This is a genomic window from Pseudoalteromonas sp. Z1A8 (assembly GCF_011378855.1).
In the GTDB taxonomy this organism is placed as follows: Bacteria; Pseudomonadota; Gammaproteobacteria; order Enterobacterales; family Alteromonadaceae; genus Pseudoalteromonas.
Genome location: NZ_WTLB01000005.1, coordinates 1 through 23972, shown reverse-complemented (window position 1 = coordinate 23972; position 23972 = coordinate 1). Strand labels below are relative to the sequence as shown.

The 23972-nt window shown below is 38.6% G+C and carries 23 protein-coding genes, 2 tRNA genes and 1 pseudogene; 11 read left to right on the top strand and 15 right to left on the bottom strand.

Translation table 11 applies throughout. From position 1 onward, the window contains the following. Nucleotides 1–487: 487 nt before the first annotated feature. The 4 genes from GQR55_RS03380 to GQR55_RS03365 all read left to right on the top strand — a co-directional run bounded on the left by GQR55_RS03380 (nt 488) and on the right by GQR55_RS03365 (nt 6000). Nucleotides 488–1492, top strand: coding sequence for an HlyD family efflux transporter periplasmic adaptor subunit (locus GQR55_RS03380; protein ID WP_166419438.1), 1005 nt, complete (start codon nt 488–490; stop codon nt 1490–1492). Beyond that, complete coding sequence (gene rbbA, locus GQR55_RS03375; protein WP_166419437.1) at nt 1492–4302, top strand: ribosome-associated ATPase/putative transporter RbbA; 2811 nt, start codon at nt 1492–1494, stop codon at nt 4300–4302. The genes GQR55_RS03380 and rbbA overlap by 1 nt, the downstream gene beginning before the upstream one ends. Nucleotides 4303–4304: 2 nt before the next feature. Next, the gene (locus GQR55_RS03370; RefSeq protein WP_165740969.1) at nt 4305–5426 is read left to right on the top strand and encodes an ABC transporter permease; all 1122 of its coding nucleotides are present in this window, start codon (nt 4305–4307) and stop codon (nt 5424–5426) included. 154 nt (nt 5427–5580) lie between these two features. Then, nucleotides 5581–6000, top strand: a complete 420-nt coding sequence (locus tag GQR55_RS03365) for an MAPEG family protein (RefSeq protein WP_165740970.1) — start codon at nt 5581–5583, stop codon at nt 5998–6000. A gap of 114 nt (nt 6001–6114) precedes the next feature. Here the strand turns inward: GQR55_RS03365 and GQR55_RS03360 are convergent, their stop codons facing one another. Both GQR55_RS03360 and GQR55_RS03355 read right to left on the bottom strand, forming a co-directional pair. After that, nucleotides 6115–7962, bottom strand: coding sequence for an ABC transporter ATP-binding protein (locus tag GQR55_RS03360; protein ID WP_166419436.1), 1848 nt, complete (start codon nt 7960–7962; stop codon nt 6115–6117). Nucleotides 7963–8113: 151 nt separating this feature from the next. Next, nucleotides 8114–8950, bottom strand: a complete 837-nt coding sequence (locus GQR55_RS03355; RefSeq protein WP_166419435.1) for a hypothetical protein — start codon at nt 8948–8950, stop codon at nt 8114–8116. Nucleotides 8951–9196: 246 nt separating this feature from the next. Here GQR55_RS03355 and GQR55_RS03350 point away from each other — a divergent pair, with 246 nt between their 5' ends. After that, nucleotides 9197–9601 carry a GFA family protein gene (locus GQR55_RS03350; protein WP_166419434.1) on the top strand — a complete coding sequence of 135 codons (405 nt, stop codon included), beginning with the start codon at nt 9197–9199 and terminating at the stop codon, nt 9599–9601. Nucleotides 9602–9607: 6 nt separating this feature from the next. Here the strand turns inward: GQR55_RS03350 and GQR55_RS03345 are convergent, their stop codons facing one another. After that, the gene (locus GQR55_RS03345; RefSeq protein WP_166419433.1) at nt 9608–10405 is read right to left on the bottom strand and encodes a hypothetical protein; all 798 of its coding nucleotides are present in this window, start codon (nt 10403–10405) and stop codon (nt 9608–9610) included. A 148-nt stretch (nt 10406–10553) separates the two neighbouring features. On the opposite strand from GQR55_RS03345, the gene GQR55_RS03340 reads away from it, so the two are divergent. The 3 genes from GQR55_RS03340 to GQR55_RS03330 all read left to right on the top strand — a co-directional run bounded on the left by GQR55_RS03340 (nt 10554) and on the right by GQR55_RS03330 (nt 13044). Then, a complete protein-coding gene (locus tag GQR55_RS03340) occupies nt 10554–10946 on the top strand; it encodes a hypothetical protein (protein ID WP_166419432.1) in 393 nt (130 codons plus the stop codon). Between the two features lie 118 nt (nt 10947–11064). Then, nucleotides 11065–12468 carry a M28 family metallopeptidase gene (locus tag GQR55_RS03335; protein ID WP_166419431.1) on the top strand — a complete coding sequence of 468 codons (1404 nt, stop codon included), beginning with the start codon at nt 11065–11067 and terminating at the stop codon, nt 12466–12468. Between the two features lie 117 nt (nt 12469–12585). Next, nucleotides 12586–13044, top strand: coding sequence for a DUF4826 family protein (locus GQR55_RS03330; RefSeq protein ID WP_166419430.1), 459 nt, complete (start codon nt 12586–12588; stop codon nt 13042–13044). Between the two features lie 61 nt (nt 13045–13105). Here GQR55_RS03330 and GQR55_RS03325 read toward each other — a convergent pair. The 5 genes and pseudogenes from GQR55_RS03325 to mnmA all read right to left on the bottom strand — a co-directional run bounded on the left by GQR55_RS03325 (nt 13106) and on the right by mnmA (nt 18048). Next, nucleotides 13106–13553: pseudogene (locus tag GQR55_RS03325) on the bottom strand (GNAT family N-acetyltransferase). A gap of 154 nt (nt 13554–13707) precedes the next feature. Next, a complete protein-coding gene (locus GQR55_RS03320; RefSeq protein ID WP_166419428.1) occupies nt 13708–14865 on the bottom strand; it encodes a cupin domain-containing protein in 1158 nt (385 codons plus the stop codon). Nucleotides 14866–14943: 78 nt separating this feature from the next. After that, nucleotides 14944–16314, bottom strand: coding sequence for an adenylosuccinate lyase (gene purB / locus GQR55_RS03315; RefSeq protein ID WP_166419427.1), 1371 nt, complete (start codon nt 16312–16314; stop codon nt 14944–14946). Between the two features lie 31 nt (nt 16315–16345). Next, a complete protein-coding gene (hflD, locus tag GQR55_RS03310) occupies nt 16346–16948 on the bottom strand; it encodes a high frequency lysogenization protein HflD (protein WP_024589171.1) in 603 nt (200 codons plus the stop codon). Then, complete coding sequence (mnmA, locus tag GQR55_RS03305) at nt 16948–18048, bottom strand: tRNA 2-thiouridine(34) synthase MnmA (RefSeq protein ID WP_166419426.1); 1101 nt, start codon at nt 18046–18048, stop codon at nt 16948–16950. The genes hflD and mnmA overlap by 1 nt, the downstream gene beginning before the upstream one ends. A 360-nt stretch (nt 18049–18408) precedes the next feature. Here mnmA and GQR55_RS03300 point away from each other — a divergent pair, with 360 nt between their 5' ends. Then, complete coding sequence (locus GQR55_RS03300; protein ID WP_166419425.1) at nt 18409–19680, top strand: sensor domain-containing diguanylate cyclase; 1272 nt, start codon at nt 18409–18411, stop codon at nt 19678–19680. Between the two features lie 45 nt (nt 19681–19725). On the opposite strand, the gene GQR55_RS03295 is transcribed toward GQR55_RS03300, so the two are convergent. From GQR55_RS03295 to GQR55_RS03265, 7 genes are read right to left on the bottom strand one after another with little or no spacing between them, the layout of a single operon-like run. Continuing rightward, a complete protein-coding gene (locus tag GQR55_RS03295; RefSeq protein ID WP_166419424.1) occupies nt 19726–20163 on the bottom strand; it encodes an NUDIX hydrolase in 438 nt (145 codons plus the stop codon). Then, nucleotides 20156–20842 (bottom strand): pseudouridine synthase, encoded by a 687-nt coding sequence (locus GQR55_RS03290; protein ID WP_166419423.1) that lies wholly within the window; start codon nt 20840–20842, stop codon nt 20156–20158. Before GQR55_RS03290 ends, GQR55_RS03295 begins: the two co-directional genes overlap by 8 nt. Then, nucleotides 20842–21171, bottom strand: coding sequence for a TusE/DsrC/DsvC family sulfur relay protein (locus GQR55_RS03285; protein ID WP_024612074.1), 330 nt, complete (start codon nt 21169–21171; stop codon nt 20842–20844). Before GQR55_RS03285 ends, GQR55_RS03290 begins: the two co-directional genes overlap by 1 nt. Nucleotides 21172–21174: 3 nt before the next feature. Then, nucleotides 21175–21441, bottom strand: coding sequence for a DsrH/TusB family sulfur metabolism protein (locus GQR55_RS03280; RefSeq protein ID WP_166419422.1), 267 nt, complete (start codon nt 21439–21441; stop codon nt 21175–21177). Then, complete coding sequence (gene tusC / locus GQR55_RS03275; protein ID WP_007580210.1) at nt 21438–21794, bottom strand: sulfurtransferase complex subunit TusC; 357 nt, start codon at nt 21792–21794, stop codon at nt 21438–21440. The genes GQR55_RS03280 and tusC overlap by 4 nt, the downstream gene beginning before the upstream one ends. Beyond that, on the bottom strand, nt 21791–22144 hold the full coding sequence (tusD, locus tag GQR55_RS03270; protein ID WP_165727865.1) for a sulfurtransferase complex subunit TusD: 354 nt from the start codon (nt 22142–22144) through the stop codon (nt 21791–21793). The genes tusC and tusD overlap by 4 nt, the downstream gene beginning before the upstream one ends. Before the next feature lie 55 nt (nt 22145–22199). Then, nucleotides 22200–22865: a Bax inhibitor-1/YccA family protein gene (locus GQR55_RS03265; protein WP_007580214.1), complete on the bottom strand. Its 666-nt coding sequence runs from the start codon at nt 22863–22865 to the stop codon at nt 22200–22202. Nucleotides 22866–23116: 251 nt separating this feature from the next. On the opposite strand from GQR55_RS03265, the gene GQR55_RS03260 reads away from it, so the two are divergent. Both GQR55_RS03260 and GQR55_RS03255 read left to right on the top strand, forming a co-directional pair. Then, nucleotides 23117–23207 (top strand) — tRNA-Ser (locus tag GQR55_RS03260). 83 nt (nt 23208–23290) lie between these two features. Then, nucleotides 23291–23381: transfer RNA gene (locus tag GQR55_RS03255), tRNA-Ser, on the top strand. Nucleotides 23382–23972: the final 591 nt, after the last annotated feature.

Below are 23972 nucleotides of genomic sequence, written 5' to 3'. Positions count from 1 at the left end.
TTGATTACTTTGCAGCAGAACTCACGTGCTAGTGCACGTTCTGAAAAAGCCATATCAATAGTTAAACCAGCATTAAAAGAGCAGCTTTTTTATTAAAGGGTTTAAATACGGTGCCCCTATATTTATTCGGATATTTAAAGAACCTGATACTCTTTTTGCTTAATCTTATATTTTTGGAGACTAAAAAATAAGCCGTTTTTGGTAGGGCGTACCTTATTTGTAATCTTTATTATTGCGTTGAATGTTTTTTGATCTAAATCATATTTATAAACGCCAGTAATGATAGATTATTAATAGGGGTACTGACATTTAAAATTCATTAAAACCATCTACTATCGTGAAGTAACAAAGTAGAGTCACTCCTATAATACAATTAACTAGTGCATTGATAGTTAACACCTAAGATAGTGCAGTATTAGCCTAATCTTATTAAATACGCCAATACTAACTATATTTACCCACTTTTATATACATGGAGTTTTACCGCATGACGATTAAATCGACACTCAAATCTATCAGTACAATCGCTGCTGTGATTATATTGGGTGGGGGTGGTTGGTATGTTTGGCAAACTCAGCAATCTGCACTGCTATCTGAGCAATTGCCAGAGAGCGTAGCCTATGGAAATGGTCGTATTGAAGCGACGGAGTACGATATTGCAACAAAATTGCCGGGTCGCTTAATCGAGGTTTTAGCACAAGAAGGCGATATGGTCGAAGCCGGTCAAACCTTGGCAGTTATTGATACTGAAGATTTAAATGCACAATTACGTGAGGCTAATGCAGGGTTACGTGTTGCTACTGAGTCACGCAAATATGCTTTGGCAATTGTAGAACAACATAAAAGTGAACTTACTTTTGCAGAAACCGAGTTACGTCGCTCAGTAACACTGCTTAAACAGGGGCATATTTCTAAAGAAGTGGTTGATCAAAAGCGGACAGCTTCAGCAACAGCGCAAGCAGCTTTAAAAGCGGCAAATGTAAAAGTGGTGCAGTCGGATGCAGAAATAGATGCGGCACAAGCGCGTATTGAACGATTACAAAGCAATATTGCCGATAGCACACTTAAAGCGCCGATTAGTGGCCGAATATTATATAGATTAGCAGAGCCCGGTGAAGTGCTTGGCAGTGGTGGTAAGGTTTTTTCTTTGCTTGATTTAACCGATGTGTATATGAGTATTTATTTGCCAACAGCGCAAGCTGGCAAAGTAACCATAGGCTCTGAGGCACGCATTGTAATAGATGCAATAGCACAATATACGTTACCCGCCAAAGTTACTTTTGTATCAGCGCAAGCACAATTTACGCCTAAGTCAGTAGAAACGCGTAACGAGCGTGACAAACTGATGTTTAGAGTAAAAGTGAAGCTAGACTCAAAGTTATTAAACGATCATATTGAACAAGTTAAAACAGGCGTACCTGGGCTTGCTTATGTTTTATTAGCACCAGAGCAAAATTGGCCTATGCAGTTACAGGTTAGAGTGCCTGAATAATGACTGATGCAAACAATAGCGAAAAGCAGAGTAATAAAGCTAAAAAATCTTTTAGTGTAGTAAAACTGACTCAGGTTACGCATTGCTATGGCAATAATTTAGCGTTGGATAATATTAACCTAGAGTTACCTGCAGGCAGTATGGTAGGTTTTATAGGGCCAGATGGCGTAGGTAAGTCGAGTTTGCTCGCGCTTATAGCGGGAGCACGTGCCGTTCAAAAAGGTGATATTGAAGTGTTAGGGGGCGATATGCGTAGTAGCCGTTTTCGTACCTCAACTTCGCCACGTATTGCTTATATGCCACAAGGATTAGGCAAAAACTTATATCCCACCTTGTCTGTTTTTGAAAATATTGATTTTTTTGGCCGTCTTTTTGGACAAGAAAAAAAAGAGCGCCAGCATCGAATTAAAAACCTATTAAAAAGCACTGGACTCACTGAGTTTGCCGATCGCCCTGCAGAAAAACTCTCAGGCGGGATGAAACAAAAACTCGGTTTGTGCTGTGCGTTAATTCATGACCCTGAGTTATTAATTTTGGATGAGCCAACAACGGGGGTCGATCCGCTTTCTCGTCGTCAATTTTGGCAATTGATTAACCATATACGCGCTCAGCACACTGATATGAGTGTACTCGTTGCTACCGCTTACATGGAAGAGGCAGATGATTTTGATTGGCTAATAGCCATGGACGATGGCAAAGTTATAGGTACTGGTAGCCCAGAAGACATTAAAGCACAAACAGGGAAAAAATCGCTTGATGAAGCATTTATATCATTATTACCTGAAGAAAAACGTCATGATCATCATGTACTTGTAGTTCCTCCTCGCCAGAAAAATCTAAATACAACAGAAGCCGCTATTCAGGCTACAGCGCTTAGTAAAATATATGGCGATTTTACGGCGGTTAATAATGTTAGTTTGCGTATTGAACAAGGCGAAATTTTTGGCTTTTTGGGGTCAAATGGTTGTGGCAAAACCACAACCATGAAAATGCTAACAGGCCTGCAACCGGCATCTAGTGGCGAAGCTAAGTTATTTGGTCAAGTTGTTGATGCTAACAATATAGAAACCCGTAAACGCGTTGGTTTTATGTCGCAAGCATTTTCACTTTATAATGAGTTAACTGTTGAGCAAAATATGGTGTTGCATGCGCGCTTATTTCATTTGCCTGCAGAGCAAATAGCGCCGCGTGTTAATGAATTAATTATACGGTTTAACCTTAAAAAATACCGTGATGATTTTCCTGTCGATTTACCATTAGGTATTCGCCAGCGTTTATCACTTGCAGTGGCGGTAGTGCATAGCCCTGAAATGCTAATACTTGACGAACCTACCTCAGGCGTAGACCCTGTTGCACGTGATGACTTTTGGGAATTACTTATTGAGTTATCGCGGGATCAGGGCGTTACTATTTTTATTTCGACCCACTTTATGGATGAAGCCGCACGCTGCGATAGAATATCGTTAATGCACGCAGGAAAAATACTCGCCAGCGATACACCCGCTGCACTTTGCAAAGCGCGTAGTGCTGATACTCTCGAAGATGCCTTTATTACTTACTTAGAAGAAGCGGTACTTGAATCTGCTGCTTCAAGTTTGCCAATTTCAGCAGTTGACGAGTCTGATACATTATCAGATGAGTTACTTACAACATCGACCACTCATAAAAAGAAAGGGAATGCCGCTTTTAGTTTATTACGATTATTTGGTTACGCACATCGCGAAACGCTAGAGCTATGGCGCGATCCTATTCGTTTAACCTTTGCGTTGCTGGGCTCAATTATTTTAATGTTTATTTTGGGTTACGGTATTACCTTTGATGTTGAAGATTTGAGCTTTGCGGTGATGGATCAAGATCAAACCCCTGAGAGTCGAGATTACATTCAAAATATTGCAGGATCGCGTTACTTCATACAAAAAGCCGATATTAAAAGCCCTTCAGAGCTAGATAAACGAATGCGCAGCGGCGAGTTAAGTGTGGCAGTTGAAATTCCACCTAATTTTGGTCAGCAATTGAAACGCGAGCGAAAACCAGAAATTGTAGTTTGGATTGATGGTTCAATGCCTTTTAGGGCGGAAACTATATCGGGTTATATGACGAGCTCGTATTACACTTACCTCACTGATTTATCATTGCGTACTTATGGGGTAATACCCAATTTGGTACCTGCGAATATTGAATCGCGCTATCGTTATAATCAAGACTTTAAAAGTATTGAGGCTATGGTGCCTGCTGTTATTCCACTTTTATTAGTGTTTATCCCTGCGATATTAATGGCGCTGGGTGTTGTACGTGAAAAAGAATTAGGTTCGATCACAAATTTATATGTTACACCGGTTACGCGACTCGAATTTATTATTGGTAAACAACTGCCTTACATTTTAGTTAGTATGGTGAGTTTTTTTGGTTTAGTTGCCCTTGCTGTCACTGTGTTTGGCGTTCCGCTAAAAGGAAGTTTATGGGCGTTAAGCGTGGCTGCATTATTGTATGTAACAGCAACAACGGGGGTAGGGCTGTTAATTTCGGCTTTTACTAAGACACAAATATCGGCATTAGCAGCATCAACTGTGGTTGTATTGATGATTGCAGTTAACTTTTGCGGGTTGATTGACCCTGTTTCATCGCTAGAAGGCTTTCCTGCAATAATCGGAAAACTGTTTCCAACTACCTACTTTTTAGAAGCATGTCGTGGTGTATTTAATAAAGCCCTTAACTTTTCTGATTTATCGGCGCAGCTTTTACCTTTACTTGCTTTTATACCGGTACTGACTCTAGCCAGTGTATTTTTACTTCCAAAGCAGGATAAATAGCCATGCAACATCGCGGGAATATTCTTAATTTAGGTATTAAAGAACTGCGTAGCTTATGGCGCGATAAAGTGCTGCTATTATTTGTATTTTTTGCCTTTACAGGATTAATTTATGTAGTCTCTTCGGCAACTTCTATCGAATTAAATAATGCACCTATTGCGGTTGTTGACGACGATCAATCACAATTATCTAAGCGTATAATTAATGCATTTTACGACCCTTACTTTAAAACGCCTGACGTTATTGCATTAAGTGAAGTGGATCCTTCACTTGATAACGGAAGCTATACCTTCGTGCTAAATATTCCGCCACACTTTGAGCGTGACGTACTTGCTGGTAAACAACCCACATTACAAGTGAATATAGACGCCACTCGTATGTCGCAATCATTTATTGGTGATAATTATATTCAAACAATTATCAGTGCTGAAATAAATGAATTTGTGAAAGGTTATCGAGCGGTATACACGCTACCTATTAAGCAATCGGCGCACATAATGTTTAATCCAAATATGACCAGTGTGTGGTTTGGTAGTGTAATGGAATTAATGAATGTTATTACCATGATTTCGATTATTTTAACGGGAGCCGCAGTAATACGTGAGCGTGAACACGGTACGCTAGAGCATTTATTAGTAATGCCATTAACGCCGTTTGAAATTGTAATGGCTAAAATTTGGGCTAATGGTTTGGTCATTTTATTACTGACCACTTTTTCACTCTTTATTGTGATTGAAGGTTTTTTACAAGTACCGATTCATGGATCAGCAGCGCTATTTTTGCTGGGTGCGGCAATTCATTTATTTGCTACAACATCATTGGGTATATTATTAGGCACTCAAGCACGGACTATGCCGCAATTAGGCTTATTGATGATCCTTATATTATTGCCATTACAAATGTTGTCAGGAGGTGTCACACCGCGTGAAAGTATGCCTGATATAGTACAAAATATTATGCTATTTGCACCTACTACTCATTTTGTGAAATTTGCTCAAGCTATTTTGTACAGAGGAGCAGGCTGGGATGTAGTTTGGCCTTACTTTTTGGCTTTATTTGCTATCGGCAGTGTATTTTTTATATTTGCTTTATCACGGTTTCGTAAATCAGTCGCGTTGGGCTGATAGAGATTATGTACTAGGTAATTTTTATAAATAGATGGAAGTACTTACATTTATAAATAACTTTACTAAATTAAGTTTATATTTATCAATTAATTAAGTGCGGCCTAAAACTTGCTCTACAATACCAATTAAAAACACAACAAGGGATTTAATAATGACTGAAGTTGCACTTTCGGCCTACTTGGCATTTTACCTGTATTTAATCATGTTACTTGTACAATGGGCGGTAGCTACATTTAGTAAAGCAAAAGAGCCTAATGCAGTACCAGGTAAAATAAGCGATGATTTATCGCACGACAGTTTTATATTTAGAGCGCATCGCACGTTTCATAATACGCTTGAAAACAGTGCGTTATTTATAGGTACTGTTTTATTTGCCTTTGTAATAAATTTACAGAGCCCTATTTTTGCAATGTGTGTTTGGGTGTACTTAATCGCGCGCTTAATTCACATGGTGCTGTACTACGCGATTGCTACTGAGAAAAACCCAAGCCCACGTAGTTATTTCTTTTTAATAGGTGTGCTTGCTAATGTGGTTATGCTGGTATTGATAGGGCTAAGATTAATAGCTTAAATTAGGTTATAACCATATAAAACATAAAAGCGAAGAGCCTAGTGGCATCTTCGCTTTTTTGTTTAAAGAGCAGCGCGATGTAAAATCACGCCTACAGTAGGGTAATATTAATGGCTAATCCATTCCTATAAACCCACCCGTTTGGTGAGTCCATAGGGCTGCGTAAATGCCGCCTTTAGCTATTAATTCTTCGTGAGTGCCTTGCTCCACTACGCCGCCGTCATCAAGTACAATTAATCTGTCCATTTGTGCAATGGTTGAGAGCCTATGCGCTATGGCAATTACTGTTTTGCCTGTCATTAAATCATCAAGACTTGCTTGAATTGCCGCTTCTACTTCTGAGTCGAGTGCGCTGGTGGCTTCGTCGAGTATAAGTATGGGTGCATTTTTAAGTAGCACTCGTGCAATAGCAATACGCTGGCGCTGACCGCCCGAAAGAGTAACGCCGCGTTCACCCACTTGCGCATCAAAACCTTTGTTGCCTTTGCTATCTACCAAGTCGTTTATAAACTCAAGCGCCTTAGCTTGTTTGGTCGCGTTGATCATTTCATCGTGGGTTGCATCGGGGCGACCGTACAAAATGTTGTCTTTTACTGAGCGGTGAAGCAGGGAAGTGTCTTGCGTTACCATTGCTATATATCGGCGTAGGCTTTCTTGGCTTACGTCTGTGATGTTTTGGCCATCAATTTTTATGTTGCCAGAGTCGGTGTCGTAAAAGCGTAGTAACAAGTTAACTAGCGTTGATTTACCTGCGCCAGAGCGACCGACTAAGCCAATTTTTTCGCCAGGTTTAATATTTAAGTTTAAACCGTTCATTACAGGGCTTCGACTAGTTTCGTTTGCAGCTTTGCCATAGTTAAAGTGTACGTTGTTAAACTCAATAGCGCCTTGGCTTACGTTAAGCGTATCGGCATTTGGTTTATCGGCAACTTCAATAGGGTTTGACAGTGTTTTCATGCCATCGGCTACGGTGCCGATGTTTTCAAACAAGCTGCTTATTTCCCACATGATCCACTGTGCCATGCCGTTTAATCTAAGTGCTAAGCTAACGGCTACCGCAATAGCGCCTGCGCTAATTGCGCTAAGTGACCATAAATAAAGTGATACGGCAGCAACAGAGAACACTAATAGATAATTTAGGGTTTGAATAACAAAGTTTAAGCTGGTTACTAAGCGCATTTGCTTGTACACAGGCTGCAAAAATACATCCATGCTTTGTTTTGCGTATTGCTCTTCACGTTGGGTATACGAAAACAGCTTAATTGTAGAAATATTAGTGTAACTATCAACAATGCGGCCAGTCATTTCTGAGCGAGCATCGGCTTGTGAGCTGGCAATTCTTTTAAGGCGCGGTACAAAATAAAGCTGCACGCAAATATATAAAGCTAACCAAACGAGTAATGGGATCATTAAGCGCCAATCGGCTTCAGCCACTAAAAACACCATAGAGCCAAAGTAAACCACGATATACATTAATACATCGAGTAACTTAGTCACCGTCTCGCGTACAGCCAACGAGGTTTGCAATACCTTGGTGGCGATTCTTCCTGCAAATTCATTTTGATAAAAACTAACACTTTGGCGCAATAAATAACGATGCGCTAGCCAGCGAATCGACATGGGGTAATTACCCAGTAGGGCTTGGTGTAAAATAGCGGAGTGAAAAAATACAACAACGGGCAGCACAACTAACAGCATAACAGCCATTTTGATAAGTTCTGATTTTTGTTCTACAAACAAGGTTTGAGGCGTGTAGGCTGTTAACCAATCAACAAGCTGTCCCATGTAGCTAAATAAAGAAACTTCTAAAATAGCGAGCATGGCGGCACTAATTGACATAAGCAACAGTGACAGTTCCATTCCTTTGGTGTAGTGGCGACAAAAAGCAAACAAAGTAGAAGGCGGCTGAGTGGGTTGGTCCTCAGGAAATGCTTTTGTCATTTTTTCAAATAATCGATACATTTTAAAAACTTAAATGGCAAATAATGGCGGCTATCATACCAGTTAAGTATTTTAAAATGCAGGTTTGTAGGGCATTAATTATGAATATGGTAGAGCATTATTAATATAAACTTATATCTAACAGAAAATCTAAAAAGCGCTTTACTCATCTTTATAATGTTGGGTAATTTAGATTTATTCCTTTTATCATGTATAAATCATCATACCTTAGACCACCGTTGCCATAAGGCTTTTTAATAGGGCCTGTATTACAGTTTGCTAAAAAATATATAAGCGGCTGCTCGCGCTTCATTCTAAATTGTGCATTTTTATACACCAGTGTTTGCTTGCTAAATTCACCACCTTTTACGTAAACATTGTATTGCTGACCTTGCTCTGAGGCTGCTGAATTATTAACAACGTACCATACGTCGTACCAGGTATTTGTTTGCAGAGGTTTAGCCGATTGTTTGGTAGTGTAGTTTTGAATATTGCTATATCCGCTGTTGGTTTTAACCATTAATGCGCCATCGTTTACAAGATCGTTTGATTCTGTTTTATCGGTTACGCGAAGTGTTGGCTCAAACGCATCGTACGCATGTTTATTAATGAGCTCTGGGGTGAGGTTACTCAAGCCGAAAGCGTGGTTATTAGGAAACGCTGCTACGTTTATACGCATATAAAATGTGTAGGTGTCGCCAACTTCAACCGCTTGTGGGAGCTTTTTATAAGAGAGCGCCTTGCGATTACCAACAATACCCTCGCGTGCGGGCTTTTTTAGTAAATAATGATTTGCAGATGCGGTTGCTTGTTCTGGTTGTATAACTGTTATTTGTGGGTTTTTAACCTGTGGCTTAGTTTCATTTTGTGTATCAACACTTTGCCAGTCGCTAAGTGAGTTTTCAAAGTCATCGATAAGTAGCCATTCGCTTGGCGTGTTTTTAGGCGTGGTTGAACACGACGCTAATGTGCCTAACAAACATAAAATTAAAATGTGTTTAGAATGCATAATTGGCTCTCGTAATATTATTGATATTTGGTTAACCAATTTAAATTTTGGCTATATTTATTATTGATATTTATATAACCAATTTAATTTTTTTATGTCAATCAATAAAAAACAGGTATAGCAGTGGGAACTGTGAAGATACAAAAATTATTATTCCATTCAGAAAATTAACCAGTAAACTTATCCATTAAATTAACTCAGCAAATTTCAGCTGAGTTTAAAATAACTTAATAGTTAGGATGTTATATGTATACGGGTTCGTGTTTGTGCGGTGAGGTAAGCGTTAAATTGTCAGGTAGTATAACCAGCATTATTCATTGCCATTGTTCACTGTGCAGAAAAAACAGCGGGACAGCATTTGCTACCAATGGATTTGTAAATACAGATGATTTTACAATAACTAAAGGGCAAGAACGACTCAGTGAATTTAGTTTTAAAGCCGGGCGAACACGTTACTTTTGTAAATGCTGTGGCTCGCCTGTTTATAGCAGCAACAGCGATGATAAAAGTAGAATACGAATTCGTTTAGGAATAATAGATAGCGATATAACAGAGCAAGTGTTATCGCATAATTTTGTTACGTCCAAGGCTAACTGGGAGCAGTTAGAAACAAGCCTGCCTTGTTATGAAAAGCATGAACCTGGCAGGTAACACGTTTTATTCTATGTGATAAATACTGTTAATATTTTTATAAAGGTCAGGTGCAAAATTCATAAACACAGGTGAGTTTTGTATTTCATCAACGTTTATGTGCATTAATGTTTGTTGGCTTAGCATGATCACTATATTTTTGTAATCGTTAAACTCTATTATTGCTAAACACTTAAAATGTTGCCTCAATAGAACTAACAGCATTTGAAGCTCTTGGCCAGTTTGTGGATTTAAATTTATGATTACTTGCGTATTTTGCTCACTGCAGCGATTTATGTTTTGCCAAAAGCAATCGCTGGTTAAAAAAGGCTGGTGATATTCACCACTAAATATATCTATAGTGATTACGTTAAAGAGATCAGAGCATTGTGTAATATACAGCTCGGCGCATTGTAAATAGGTGCTGTGCTTAATGGGTAACTTAAAGTACTGGGCAGCAATTAAGGCAATGCTTGGGTTTATTTCTACCGTGTTAAATGTATTTATAGTATTTATGTAAGGCGTATTACTTTGTAAGTGATACATAATTCGCTCAAACCCTGCTGTACCTAAGCCTAAATTTAATATTTTTAGTGTATCTACCGGTTTAAGTAAAAATAACATCATACACTGGTTTACAGGCACAATTACCTGCTCAGGGTGTGTAAGGTTCATAACGCCTTGAATAGTTATGTCTTCATCAGTTTTTTGTGCAAGCGTTAACCAACGATATTTTTTATTTTGATACACACATACGGGGCCGTATGCACTTTGCTGCGACTCAATAAGGTTACTTTTAACTGTATCTTCTTTTAGCTGACGCATAACTTAAACTATTAATGTATACACAATGCTAGTGTGCCACGAAAAGGATATTTTTTAATAGTTATTGTGTAACAAGGTTTGTAATTTAGCCTCTAAATATAATATTGTATTAGCAATTAACAAGTTAAACGTTATTCAAGGATTGAAAATGAGAACATTTATTTGTGCAGTACATTTTGTATGCGCTCAGTGCATAAAAAAGTTAGATTCAAGAAATAAAAATACAGCCATTAATGCGGCAACATTGTTAGCGATGATATCAACGTTATATATTTTTCTTTTAGCGATGACATTCAACGTTCGGCACTTAGATAAAATAATCAGTATTTTTAAGCAAAATCCTTTACTTATTGGTGCTTTATTTTACGCAGTAGTACTTGGAATCGTGTTTTTAATTTTGGGTGATTTTAACGGTTATAGAAGTAGAGTTAGATCACGTATAAATAAAGGGGGCTTTAAAAAATATATTTTAGGAATAAAACTTTGGATGTTTGGTTTAATCCCTATGACCGGCATTATGTTAATTGTGCGACTCAATTAATTCTCTAACTATTGTTATAACTTCGCTTTAGCGTGCTCCTTTCTGCATCTACCTCAAATGTATTGCCATAAAATTTTAGTTAAGTAATGGTAACACTATAATAATTAGGAGCTAATAGATGCTTAAATCACCTTTTAAAATATCAACAAGATTACTTGAATTTAGCGTACTTGCTAGCGCATGTAGCATTGCTATGTCAGTACATGGTGAAACGCAATTACAACATACCGACCAACAAAAGTTACACGATATAGCTAGTGAAGTGTCGGCTGACCGTATTGGCAGTGACATTCAAACGCTGGTGGATTTTGGTACTCGTCATACGCTTTCAGAGACTAAATCGGATGCTCGAGGCATAGGCGCGGCAAGGCGTTGGATAAAAAAAGAATTCGAAACAATATCAGCCCAATGTGGAGGCTGTCTTGAAATAATAGAAGTGAAAGAGACTATTTCGGGTGAAAAACGCATTCCGAATCCTGTTGAAGTGGTGAATATAGTCGCTATTCAACGCGGGTCAAGCGAGCCTAATCGTATGGTGATGATGTCGGGTGACATAGATTCACGTGTAAGTGATGTTATGGATTTTACCAGCGATTCGCCTGGAGCAAACGATAACGCGTCGGGTGTTGCTGGTGTAATTGAAGCTGCACGAGTACTGAGTAAGTATAAATTTAATGGCTCAGTAGTGTATGCAGCGCTTTCGGGCGAAGAGCAAGGGTTGTTTGGCGGAAAAATACTCACCGCGTATGCGCAAAAGCATAACTGGCAAGTTCATGGTGTTTTAAATAACGACATGATTGGTAACATTACCGGTATTAATGGGGTAACTGATAATACGACTGCGCGTATATTTTCAGAAGGTACCCGTGTTGTAGAAACCAAGGCGCAAGCTAATACTCGTCGCTTTACAGGTGGTGAAGTTGATTCTGCGAGCCGCAATTTAGCACGTTATATTGATACCGTTGCCGACAGATACATTCCTAATTTAGATACAATGCTTGTATATCGATTAGATAGGTTTGGCCGTGGTGGGCATCATCGTCCATTTAATGATGCAGGTTTTGCAGCGGTGCGTATTATGGAAACTAACGAGCACTACGATCGTCAGCATCAAGATCTACGCACTGAGAATGGTGTTGAGTATGGCGATACAATTGAAGGCGTTGATTTTGATTACACGGCAAAGCTAACTTCACTTAATGCGGTAACTATGGCGTCTATGGCGTGGGCACCTGCACCACCAAAAGAGGTTAAAATAACGGGCGCTGTTACTGCGAATACTTCGTTTTCATGGCAAGAAAGCAGTGACGAAAACGTTGCTGGCTATAAAATTTATTGGCGTTACACGAGCGAGCCGCAATGGCAGTTCAGCAAATACGTTGGTAGGGTTTCACAATACACACTTAAAAATGTAGTGATTGATAATTATTACTTTGGTGTAGCCTCTGTTAGTAAAGACGGTGTTGAGTCGCCAGTAGTTTTTCCAGGTGATGTAGGTTCGTTTGATCACAATATAAAATAATAGTTTGGCTAAAAACACAGCAAACAGAGAGCTTTGAGATGCAAAAGACCGTTTTATACTTGCACCTTATTTACTAAGCCCTTAAAGTGTAAAAAAAGAAGTAAAAGGTTACTAAACATGGAACAACAAGAAAAAAAGCCGTTAACAGCAAAAGAGCAAGTTATAGCTGATGAGCAAAGAATGCAGTGGCAGCGTGAATGCTTTCAAGCTGCACAAAAGCATTTAGCCGAAAAAGGTATTATGCCAAAGTCAGTAGTTGATAAAGACAGCCGATTTTTAGCACCTTTTTGTGCAATGTGGAAATTTAAAGCACAGAACGGTAAAACATATTGGGTAGTAACAGGGCGATTACCTACAGATCATGCTGAGGTAAGTGCAGCTACAGATGCTCGTGATGCCATGCGTTATTTTTCTTTGCAGTGGCAATTAAAAGCTGATCAAATTATGAGTACAGGTGCAGGTGCAGGTGCACGTGATAAAACACAAGTGGATTTTGCTAACTTACTTATAAATAGAGCACATGGCTTGTACGAAATGTATGAAAACGATCCGCTGTGGGCAAATGAACCAAAGTAACTACAGTTTGGTTAAGTAAAAAAGTAGAGGGTGATAGCTTATTTATTGCCCTTTTCTTTATCTAATGGACAAGTGTGAAGGGAGTTGTATTAAACGCCGAAACAACGTTGCCTAGGAATTCCCGCCTCCATAAATACGTTCCCTTGCTGAATAAAGCCATTTCGCTTAAAACGCTCTACCTCATTTAAAATACAATTAATGCTAACCTCTTCAATACCTTGGTTTGACGCTAATTCCACAATAAAGTTGAGAAGCGATTTATATACTTTGCGATTACGGTGCTCAGGTAATACAGCTATTCTGCCGATTAAGCCATCTGTACATAATCTACCTGTTGCAATTGGGCAGTTTGCATCGTCTGTAACAAGTACATGTAATGCAATTTTATCTAGGCTATCAAATTCGATATGCTTGGGGATATGTAACTCGTAAACAAAAACTCGCTCTCGAATTTTTTGTAGCATATCTTTTTTTATATCCCATTCAACCTTATCAACCAGATAGCCCATTGCAAACTCCTATTGACACCAAATTAGAATGAGTAAGCAATCACAGCAAAATTATTTAAGCCAATATCAGATGAAAATTAAAAATTTTAACTGACCTGTATACATAATATTTTACGCTGTAAAATGCTCATCATTATTAATAAAATTGGTATTATTACTCTTGGTCTATATTAAACCAGATCCCCTCATTAACAAGTGTAGTAAAGGTTTGAGTAAAAACTAGGCTTGGGTTTGTTAAATTCAGTGCTGAACTTTCAAACTCAGTATTGTCGGTAAGTAGTTTTACCGCCGGTAAGTCAGTTAACGGCATTGCGTAATTTTCACCATTAATACTTAGTAGTAGTTCTGTATCGAGCTGCTGGTAAATAGCACGCGTACCACCTAAACGCTCAAACACTGTTTCTTCATTACTTAAATCATCGCTTATTTGCTCTGATGTAAATGGAGGTTCTACAGGTGCTAAATCCATTTCATGTTTAGGCTGACTAAGCGTTGACCCCAACCATTGTTTAAACAAGTCGTCGTTTTCTAAAAGGGCAGCCATTAATGTTTTAACTTTTTCCACTTCAAGATTAGTAAGCTCACCTTTAGATTTTCTGAGCGTTATGTTGTGATCGGTATAACGCTTTTGGCCACTTTCGGTATCAATAATATGATCGGCAAAACTCGATAATAAATCTTGCTGATTTGGCGCTCTAAAACCAACTGAATAGTTTAGTGCGTTTTCTACAGCGTAACCTTCGTGAGGGCACCCTGGTGGAATATATAAAATATCGCCAGGCTCTAATATGCAATCTATTACGGCTTCAAATGGTTCTACTTGTAATAACTTTTTATTTTGGGCAAATTGCTTGAGTGTTGGAGCGGGAAGGCCTACACGCCAATGGCGTTTGCCTTCGCCTTGAATAATAAATACGTCGTACTGATCTAAATGCGGGCCAACACCACCGCCAGGCGTTGAATAACTGATCATTAAGTCATCTATACGCCAGTTAGGAATAAATCTAAATGGTTCCAGTAGCTGTGCAGCATCTGGATGCCAGTGATCAACCGCTTGTACGAGTAGAGTAGAGTGCTCGTCTGTTAATTGCTCAAAGTCTTCAAATGGACCTTGGTATGTTTGCCAATCGTTTTTATGATTCGTAATAATACGTGACTCTATGCTTTCTTCCATTGCTAGGCCGGCCAATTCATTAGCATCAAGCGGGTCTTGAAAATCACTAAAACCTTGTTTGATTAATAGCGGTTTTTTTTGCCAAAAATGGGTGAGAAATTCTTGCTCAGAGAGGTTATTTATTTTTAGTTGGTACATACAAAGGCTCATAAATTAGTGCTAAAACAAAAAAAGCGAAAGGGTTAACCTTTCGCTTTTTAAAAGAACAATTTAGTTTTAAACTAAATCATCAATAAACTCAACAGCACGGCCAATATAGTTAGCTGGAGTAAGTTTTTTCATTTCTACTTTAGCGTCTTCAGGAAGGTCTAAACCATCGATGAAGTCAGCCATTATTTCTTTATTTACACGTTTACCGCGCGTTAAATCTTTAAGTTTTTCGTACGGCTTTTCGATGCCGTATTTACGCATAACTGTTTGGATTGGCTCTGCTAGCAGTTCCCAGTTTTGATCAAGCTCGTCAGCTAAACGTTGCTCGTTAACTTCAAGCTTGCTTACACCTTTAAGTGTTGATTGGTATGCAATAAGTGCATAACCCATACCTACACCTAGGTTACGTAATACCGTTGAATCGGTAAGGTCACGTTGCCAACGAGAAACAGGCAGCTTTTGCGCAAGATGAGCAAAAATAGCGTTTGCTAATCCTAAGTTACCTTCTGAGTTTTCAAAATCAATAGGGTTAACTTTATGTGGCATTGTAGATGAGCCAATTTCACCCGCAATTGTTTTTTGCTTAAAGTGATTAAGGGCAATGTAACCCCACATGTCACGGTCAAAATCGAGCAGTATAGTGTTAAAACGTGCAATAGCGTCAAACAACTCTGCAATGTAGTCATGCGGTTCAATTTGTGTAGTAAATGGGTTTAGTGTTAAACCTAAGCTTGATACAAATTTATCAGCATGTTTATGCCAGTCGTAATCTGGGTATGCGCTAAGGTGAGCGTTGTAGTTACCAACAGCTCCGTTAACTTTACCTAACATTTCAACTTGTGCAATTTGGTCACGTTGACGTTTTAAACGCATGTATACGTTAGCAAATTCTTTACCCATAGTTGATGGTGTAGCAGGTTGACCATGCGTACGCGTCATCATTGGAATTGTTTTGTATTCAATTGCTTTAGCTTTGATTGCGCTTAAAAGTTCATCGCAATATGGAAGTAAAACGTTTTTACGTGCTTCGCTAAGCATTAAACCATGTGATAGGTTGTTAATATCTTCTGAGGTACAAGCAAAGTGAATAAATTCGTTAATTGCATGAAGTTCACTGTTATCGGCTACTTTTTCTTTTAGTAGGTATTCAACCGCTTTAACATCGTGATTTGTAGTGCGTTCAATATCTTTAACGCGCTGTGCATCAGCTTCACTAAAGTTATCTACAATAGCATTTAGTAGTGCATTAGCTTGTTCGCTAAATGCAGGCACTTCTTTAATATCGCTTGCTGCAGCTAACGCTTGCAACCAACGCACTTCAACAATTACGCGGTATTTGATTAAGCCAAATTCGCTGAAAATACTGCGTAGTTCAGTGGTTTTGCTGCCGTAGCGACCATCCACTGGAGAGATAGCCGTTAACGCTGAAAGCTCCATAATAACTCCTAAATTTTAGTTTGAACGATAATTAAATCTTAGTTTTAGCAATGGCGAGTATTTTTCTTTTTGCAAAGAAAAAGTGACGGCGTTTACCGCCCATTTGTCGCCATAACACCGCACTTCTAATACCGGCTAATAATAATGCACGGATTTTATTTTGAGTGAGCTGCTGTTTTAGTAACTCGGGTTTACCATAAACCTGTATTCGGTGCCCAAGGGGGCTCAGCACCGACGAGTATATATCTGCTAAACCGGCGACAACGCTCTCGTCGGTAATAGCAAAATGGTCTAAACGACGATGAATATCATCTATTCGTTTACCTAATTCGTTTAAGCTTTTGTCGTTTGCACTTAGTGCACGCTCAAGCTGCATTAAACCACCTACGTATTTAACTATTTCAACATCTTTTTGAGCGCCAGCAGTAAGCTGTGCCATTAATGTTTTATAGCCATCACGTAAGTTGTCAGTGCCTTGATAAACATCTTCTGGCGATGCAGGCGATGTTTGGATAATACTCGAAAGTAAGATTTCTAAATCATGTTCGTTATTGTTACCGTATTGGGCAATTTTTTGAACTTGTTTAGCAGCCTGGCACATGGCGGCAAGCGCCATGACTTGGTGTTCATTCATTACTTAATCACCGAATCAATAATACCACCACCTAAACAGATATCTTCTGCGTAAAATACGGCAGATTGTCCAGGTGTTACTGCTTTTTGTGGCTCGTCAAATAATACGCGTGCCATACCGTCTTCACCAACTAATAGGGTACAGCTTAAATCTTCTTGGCGGTAACGTGTTTTAACTGTACAACGAGTGGTACCTTTAGGACCAATTCGGTCTACCCAATGCAGTTGATTAGCGTTAAGACCGTTGCTGTATAGACGAGGGTGATCTTTACCTTGGCCCACAATAAGTACATTTCGTTCAAGGTCTTTATCTACTACGTACCAAGGCTCACCAGAACCTTCTTTCATACCACCAATTAACAAGCCTTTGCGTTGGCCAAGCGTATGGTACATTAAGCCTTCGTGCTCACCTACGTTATTACCGTCAGTGTCTTCGATAACGCCAGGTTGTGCTGGTAAGAACTTTTGTAAAAAGTCTTTAAATTTACGCTCACCAATAAAGCAGATGCCAGTGCTATCTTTTTTATCGTGAGTGATTAGGTCTTGCTCTTCTGCTATGCGGCGTACTTCTGGTTTTTCGATATCACCTACAGGGAATAAAGTTTGGCTGAGGTGCTCGTGGCTTAGCGTATATAAAAAGTAGCTTTGGTCTTTATTGTTATCAAGCCCGCGACACATTACGTATTTGTCATCGCGAAGCTCACGGCGAACATAGTGGCCCGTTGCAATAAAGTCTGCGCCTAGCGCTTGAGCTGCAAATTCTAAAAAAGCTTTAAATTTAATTTCTTTGTTACACATTATATCTGGGTTAGGTGTACGGCCTGCTTTGTACTCTGCTAAAAAGTACTCAAATACGTTGTCCCAGTATTCTGCTGCAAAGTTAACAGTGTGAAGCTCAATGCCTAATTTGTCGCACACTGCTTGCGCATCTTTTAAGTCATCAGCTGCAGCACAGTATTCATCATTGTCATCTTCTTCCCAGTTCTTCATAAACAGGCCTTCTACTTGGTAGCCCTGTTGTTGTAATAAATACGCAGATACAGAAGAATCAACACCGCCGGACATGCCAACAATGACTTTAATGTGACTATTTTCGCTCATGAATAATTTCGCTTATACAGATTGCTGTTAACTTGGAAAGGCCGCGATTATAGCATGTATTTTGTTTGTGCTTAAAGAGACTAAGGGCGCAAAGAGAGGAATTAGTCAGTATTTTATTTATATAACAAATAGCAAACTAGACTTAAACGCGTTATTGAGCTGAAGCTTTAGTGAAATTTAAGTGATCTGAACTAATGAATTAGGGCTATAGACTAATTCATGTAGTTATTAAGTTTTATTAATAGTATTTTCTTTTAAAACTACTAGAGTAAATATACACTTAATAAAATAAAAATAGTGGTGAGTATATGAATGTAAACCACTTTAAGTCGCTTGATATATAGTCAATGGAATGAATATATGAATTACGCCTATCAAATAAATAAGATAAATTCTTTAGTTGAACACTACACAAACGAATCTGATTTTGTGGATAGTGAATTACTCTCCAGTAAAACGACAGAGTTTAAAAAGTCAGCCTATCACCTTTTTTATGAGTTAATAAAACTCAAAAACCCTCACATTTTCCAAGAACCAAATCATGTACATGAGTTATTTAGCTTAATTAAGGGCTCAACCGCAAAAAAGAACATTGAGCTAAAGGTGCTTGAGCACGTAGAACACTGGTGGCTTGAATGGTATTTTGCTTTAGAAATGGACGAAAAGCTTAGTATTGAAAAACGTGATATGCCAATGAGTTACTTACCTCAAAGTACACTCAACCCTATGCGCAAACATGAGATAAGTCATTACGCTAGGTTATTTACCGTTTTGCCAATGCCGGTATGTAATGTGTGTTCCAAAACGGGCGATATTTTGAAAGTTAATCAACGCTTTGTAGATGTTTTTGGTTATACAGTAGAGGATGTACCTAATCTTAAATCGTGGTGGGAAAAAGCGTATCCAGATCCGCAGTACAGAGCACTTGTAAAAGATCTGTGGCAAGACTCGCTTGAAAAGGCGCTGAATAATAATAATGATATACCCGCAAATAACTATCGAGTGTCTTGTCGTGATGGCACACAAGTGATGATGGAAATTTCAGGGATTGATATAGGTGAAGAGTTTTTAGCTGTTTTTAATGATGCTACAGAGCGTTTAGAAGCAGAGGATATACTTAGGGATATGGCCTTTTTGGATGCATTAACCAAAATTGCAAATAGGCGTCGGTTTGATGAAAAACTAACGCATGAGTACGAACGAGCAAAAGAATGCAAAGGCATGCTATCGATGATTATTATCGATATTGACCATTTTAAACAATTTAATGACCGGTATGGGCATGTAGCGGGCGATACGTGCTTATATGATGTGGCCCAAACAATTGCTTCAACGGTTAGTCGCCCAGAAGATTTTGTTGCTCGCTATGGGGGAGAGGAATTTGTTGTTTTATTACCTCAAACCGATAGGCAAGGGGCATTGTTTATAGCTGAGCAAATACAAAAAGCTGTAGAAAACTTAGCTATTGCTCACCAGGATAGCTTTACAGGGTTTTTATCTATAAGTATGGGTATTAATAACATCAGTGACTATACAAATAGTGATGAAATTAGCTTCGTTAAAGCCGCTGATAACGCCCTGTACTATGCTAAAAAACAAGGGCGTAACTGTATAGCGCTAAGCTCAGAGTAAATAAAATAGAGTTAATTATTTTATTTACTCTACTCCCTAATATAGCTAATTATAAATAGTTTCTAGGCTTAATATTGGTCGACTTAGGCTGTCGTTAATACACTTCAATACTAAAGGGCTTCTAAGCGGTAGTGTTTTTATTTGCTCTAATGTGTACCAGTTAGCGCTGATTATATCGGTATCTATTGGCACTGGAGTTTGTATGTTATCGGGCGCTTCAAATAAAAAGCAGAATCGTAAATAGTGCACTCCATTTTCGGCATGCAAATTATACACACCTAAAAAGCCGACTGGCTCAAGCGCTAAGCCAGTTTCTTCAAGTAATTCTCTGCTTGCGGCTTGTGCAAGCGTTTCGTTTTGCTCTAAATGACCCGCTGGCTGGTTGTAACAAATTTGCTGTGTAAATTTATCGCGCTCTTTGACGAGCAAAAACTCATTTTGCTTTTTTACTATTGCTGCAACTGTGACATGCGGTTTATGCATCAACTACACCCTTAATTACTCTGTATTCACCACAATTAATATCATCCAACGTATAGTTGCCAATGCTATAGCGAATAAGGCGAAGTGTAGGGTGGCCAATATGCGCGGTCATGCGACGAACTTGTCTATTTTTACCTTCGTTTATAGTAATGCTTAACCACGTAGTTGGGATAGCTTTTCGCTCGCGTACTGGCGGGTTACGAGCCCAAATTGTAGGTTCATCAATTATTTTAACGTTAGCGGGGAGTGTAAGCCCGTCTTTAAGTTTTACGCCATTACATAAATCATTAATTGATTCACTTGTTGGTTCACCTTCAACTTGTGCCCAGTAGGTTTTATTGGTTTTTTTATCAGGTGCTGTTAGGGTATTTTGCAATTTTCCACAGTTTGTTAAAAGTAATAAACCTTCACTGTCTCTGTCTAATCTTCCTGCTGCGTAAACTTCTTTAATAGGGATAAACTCAGCGAGAGTTTTTCTGTCTGCGTCATCTGTAAATTGGCATAGCACATCAAATGGTTTATTGAATAATACAATTTTTCTGTCTTTAGATGCTATTTGTGGCTTTATTTCTCTTTTACCAGAAGGTGTTTTGTTAAGTGCACTGCGTGAATAAGTTCGGCCAGTACTTCTTTTAGGTTTGGCTTGTGTTACTTGATTATTGCTTGATTTACTTCTCATTAGATACACCTAGCTGGTTTTGGTAATCCGGCAATTTTGGTCGCTTGCTTTGCAGGGCCTTTAGGGAATAATTTATATAAATAAAGGCTGTTTCCTTTGTCTTCACCGAGTGCTTTAGCCATTGCTTTTACAAGCATCCGAATTGCTGGACTGGTGTTATATTCAATATAAAAATCACGAACAAAGTTAATGACTTCCCAGTGTTGAACGCTAAGGGTAATGTTTTCTTGGGTAGCAATTACAGGTGCAAGCTCCTTTGACCACAAAGTATGGTCAAGCAAGTAGCCTTGTTTGTCGGTTTCAATCTGTTGGTTGTTAAATTCAAGCATGAGTTACCACGTAATTGATTGATTAGTTGATAAAGTCAGTGCTACAAAGTCTTCATAGCTAATTGCTTTATCGTTATCTGTTAATTTTATTGCACGTACTTGCGCGTCTTGCTCAAGCATTAACAGTGTATCTGCAAATTGCCTAAATTGTTTTTTTGCAAAGCAGGCATCACCCACAAGTAGCACATTATCGGTTGATAAAATTAAATTCTCTAGCTGATTTGCGCAGTAATAATTAAGCGGCTTTGAAAATATATGTAACGTACTCATAGGTTCACCACATGCTGCTGCGCTTTAATTAATGTTTGTTGTTGGCTAAAGTTAAGTGCTTTTGCCTCTATGAGTAAATCATGTTTATTTAAACCATAATCAAGCAATGATTTTTCACACACGTATATGTTTTCAACATCATAGATTTCGAGTGTTTTAATGTTTTTAAAAAAATCTTTTAAGCCAATATTGTTTGGTTGTTGATGCTTTTTTAAAGCCAAAACGGCGGGGCCGCTAAACAACCAACTCACATTTTGGTCAACGGCAGCAAATATCAATGTCATATCAAGTGCATCACGAATATTTAAATCGTCAAATGGACTGCACTGACTCATTACTAATACGTTTATCATTTAAATTGCACCCATTTATCTGCATCAGATGCAAGCATTGCAAATTCAGCTAGCCCTGCGACTGCAAATACACCTGTGTTTTTAATATCTAACCCGCGTTTTTCAGCGGCGGTAACACACAGCATTAAATTTAGTTTTTGATCGGCGAGTTGCTGCCAAAGTGCTGAAATTTGAAGTTCGTCTGAGGATAAATCAAAGTGGGTAGATGCATGATAAATACCTTGCTGGTATAAAAAAATAGCATCAATGGTGTGCCCTTGGGCTAAACATGCATTCGCAAACTTAACTAACCTTTGCGTTGTATCGTGATCGGATGGTGGTGTATGTAATGAAAGAACAAAACGTGACAAAACAATTCCAATAAAAAAGCCCCAATTAAGGGGCTATTTTAACAGAACTATTTAATTAGTCATCACTTGCGCCAAGTAGAGCAAGTAAAGACGTAAATAAGTTATATACGCTTAGGTATAAAGACACTGTTGCGCGAATGTAGTTGGTTTCGCCGCCATTAATGATTCGGCTTGTATCGAATAAAATCAAACCAGACATGATCAATACAACTGCCGCATTAAGCACCATAAACATAAGTGAACTGCCAACAAAAATATTAACAATGCTAGCTACAATCACAACGATTAAGCCAACCGTTAAAAAGCCACCCATGAATGAGAAGTCTTTTTTAGTGTTCAGTGCATAAGCAGACAAACCAAAAAAGATAAGCGCCGTAGAACCTAACGCTTGCATAATAAGCATTGGGCCATTAGGCATCGCAGCATAATGGTTAAGCAATGGACCTAAGCCTGCCCCCATTAAACCTGTGAAAGCAAACACCCAAAATACACCAGATGCTGTATCTGCTTTTTTATTTACAACAAATAATAAACCGAACGAAACAAGTGTAAACACAATTCCCATAAAGTAAGGTAATTGTAGTGCCATTGAAATACCGGCTGTCACTGCACTAAATGCAAGTGTCATAGCTAGTAAAAAGTAGGTGTTTTTAAGTACCTTGTTTGTTTCAATGGTAGACATTACCGGTTTCGCGGTATTGTACGATTGATTAAACGCCATTGTAGAGCTCCTTTAAGTGAAACGTGTGTGTTTCGATAATTTAACTAAAATTAGATTACCAACTCTTATATGTTTGGGCAAACCTTTGTAGATCAATAGAGTTAAATATTTAAATAAAAGAGTATTGACGGCTAAATTAAAAACACTTTGTTCTAACTTTAGACAAATTAATTGTTTTTTAAGCACTTAAACAATTAATTAAAAAAAAAGCTTCACAAAAGGGATGGGTTTCCCTATTATGCAGGCCGTGCGGAGAGATGGCAGAGTGGTCGAATGCACCGGTCTTGAAAACCGGCATGGGTTTATAGCCCATCTAGGGTTCAAATCCCTATCTCTCCACCACTTATTTAATAAGTGTGTGGTAATTAAAGTATCATTCATTTAAATAGTTATTAGTACACTCTTACTTTTAACTTAGCAGTATCGGAGAGATGGCAGAGTGGTCGAATGCACCGGTCTTGAAAACCGGCATGGGTTTATAGCCCATCTAGGGTTCAAATCCCTATCTCTCCACCATATAACAGAATAGCCCGCTAATTTAGCGGGCTTTTTTGTGTCTATAGAAAACTAAAATGCATTATTGTTAAATGGAGTCTATATAGGCAGATTAGAGCCTTTTTATCTTTCGAGCTTGAATTTACAGTAAGCTGTTTGTTTTTTTGCTCAAGGTGAAGCCTATGTTACGTGGTTATTCCCCGTAAATAGGTGATGACGCAGCTCAAATACCAAGCATGCGCTGCCCTTGGGTTCGTACTAGGGGGAATTTACGCTTTGTTGCCTACATGTAGTATGTAGGTAAGGGATGTGAGCAGGACGCGGATATTTTACTCTGTTTTTACTTATTCTTACATGAATGTAGGCCAGTAGGGTAACGCAGGAGCAGTTACCAAGCCGACTAGGTATAAAATTCGCTAGTTATAGCGCAATTTCTTTATCGTTAAATAGACTTCATATAACTGAGAAAATGAAACCAGTAATTAGCGATGAATTTGTGGTATTTTATTAGCAAGCGTGTTTTTAAAGGTACTTGAATTCAAGTATTAAGTGCAATCATTATGCAGCCACCAGAACTTCTGATTGCCCCGTAAATAATTCATGAGGGGTTTT